The organism is Polyangium fumosum (assembly GCF_005144585.1).
Lineage (GTDB): Bacteria > Myxococcota_A > Polyangia > Polyangiales > Polyangiaceae > Polyangium > Polyangium fumosum.
In genome coordinates, this window is record NZ_SSMQ01000171.1 from 1 (window position 1) to 2,105 (window position 2,105).

Below are 2,105 nucleotides of genomic sequence, written 5' to 3' on the forward strand. Positions count from 1 at the left end.
TACGCGAGACCTCCGCACGAATGGCTGCCGCTTGTTGTTCCGTACACATGTTGAGGCTCCTTCCGGCGGGGAGCCTGGGCACGAGGGACACGGGGCGTCAGGACGGGGGTGGGCGAGGTGATACGACGAGTCCGACCCCAACGCGACGAGCGGATCGGCGAGCTGTTCGCTGCTCGACGAGATCGTCCGCGACGGTGCCCGGCAGATGCTCGCGGCGGCGTTGCAAGCCGAGGTCTCCGCCTACATCGACGCGTTCCGTGACGAGCTCGACGAGAACGGCCACTGGCTGGTGGTCCGCAACGGCTACCACGCCGAACGGGAGGTAACTCCTGCCGGCTTGGGCCAGGAAGTCGCCGCAGGGGAGCGAGGTGCTGCCGCTGCTGTACCTGCACGGCCTGTCGCCTGTCGTCTTCGGACTTCGCCCCTGCATTGAGCCAGTTCCTGGGCACCAGCCACGGGCTGTCGGCCGCCACCATCACGCGGTTGACCGAGCCGTGGCAGAAGGATGCCACCACGTTCGCCGCCCGTCCGCGCGCGCCGACGGACACCCCGAGCCCGTCGAGGAACGCGACGCTGTGCTGCCACGGCGTCAGCGCATCCCCGTGCCGCTCGCGCGCGGCGGCATGCACGACGTTCGGTTTGCCCGTCGTGCGCCAAACGTCGAGATCGTGCTCGAACGTCGTGGTTGGCTCCTCCAGTGTGTCTCCGTCATTCGAGCCGACCTTGCCCATCACGGCCGTCGCCACGACCATCCCGAGTTCGTCGAGCTTCACGGCGCTGCGATTGCCGTTCGGGTCGGTAACGAGCGTGGGCCCGAGGACGCGGGAGTCGTTCGTCGCGGGACATTCCCCGCAACTGTGCCATCACGTCCCGCCTTCCCCATTAAAATCGACGGACAATGGGACAACTGGGAGATCTGTGTCGTTCTGGATTGTACAGTCGATATGGCGCGCGAGAACCCCCATGATCAGATCAACGATCTGGTTTTTCGTCTGCCAACCCAACTCATCATCGGGGATCCTTCGTGAGAGTTCCGCCCAAATCTCCCCGCCAAGCTCGCGCACCGTGCGACTGCTACTCACCGACCCATCATAGCGCATTGTAGTCACCTGCCTAGTTCCGTGTACTTTTTCATTAGTGTTTTGATGATGATGGAGTTTGCATCATCGCCCCGCGCATGACCTTGAAACTTTCCCACGATATCGAAGCTTCCTGCCCCCGTCTGCTTAATGATAACCCGGCCTGCATTCCTCCCGCGCAACTCGAAAAAGCCTCCACCGAGCGGTCGCGTTCCGCTTCCAGGGTCCAGGTTCCCCGCTCGAACCTGCCGAAGAAGCGAGTCCACATCTCGCTGGGCATGCTCGCTCATGGCTTTAGCGTAGTTAATGGCATACGGAATCTCACTGATCCGGCTAGTAGTTGTGATTTGGGCAGACGCCCCCCCCGACCGAGGAAGGTTCGGTAGACCTACTGCTTTCTGCTCGGCAGCCCGCTCCCCGGCCTGCACGACTGCCTCGCTCTTGCGAGCTTGTCCCTCCGTTCGTTCTCCTTGCGCCCTTGCCCTGGACGCGGCAACACCGGCACTCAGACCCGTAGCCACGCCCTCCAAACCAGACCCAATGGTCAGAATTTTCAGAAATGTGTCTTGTTGGTCCGCAGTAAGTGGACCGGACGAGCCATTTCTTACCATCGATACAATCGCGTACAAGGAAATCGCAACCGCCGTTGCTGGAGATCTCTTGATTAGCTCCATGGCGTTATTGAATTCGGCTAGCCTCTCCTGCGTGTCTCTGTGGCGGCCAGGTGCAATTGAGCCCTCTGGAAACGCAAAGGCATGATACTTTGCCTGAACACTGGCCCACAGTGCATCAAGCTCTTCTATTGCCAGGTGGTACTTGCCAGCTTCTGCACTCGTTGCGTACCAGGGCGGCATCTGCGGCCCTTGTGAAATGTCTGCAACGGGTGTTGACGCCAGCAGGCTAGCAGCCCGTGGATCTACGCCACCCCAATCGCGAGCCCAACACCCCGCACATGACCCCGTCGCATCCCGTCCCACGCATCCCGGGAAAATCGTGCCAACCGCCTCGGCGTGCTCCGCACCAGAG

Annotated in this window: 1 protein-coding gene and 1 pseudogene; one reads left to right on the forward strand and one right to left on the reverse strand. The window is 61.8% G+C overall.

Features of this window, described 5'->3' with window-relative positions; translation table 11 throughout:
• Positions 1 to 169 precede the first annotated feature (169 nt).
• A pseudogene (locus E8A74_RS51530) lies at positions 170 to 546 on the forward strand (hypothetical protein); the annotation flags it as partial.
• 559 nt (positions 547 to 1,105) lie between these two features.
• Here the strand turns inward: E8A74_RS51530 and E8A74_RS51535 are convergent.
• Positions 1,106 to 1,933: a hypothetical protein gene (locus E8A74_RS51535; protein WP_136936566.1), complete on the reverse strand. Its 828-nt coding sequence runs from the start codon at positions 1,931 to 1,933 to the stop codon at positions 1,106 to 1,108.
• Positions 1,934 to 2,105: the final 172 nt, after the last annotated feature.

Bases quoted from the DNA above. Each gene is read 5' to 3' on its own strand.
- E8A74_RS51535 (WP_136936566.1), bottom strand. From the start codon at position 1,933: ATGCCGCCCTGGTACGCAACGAGTGCAGAAGCTGGCAAGTACCACCTG.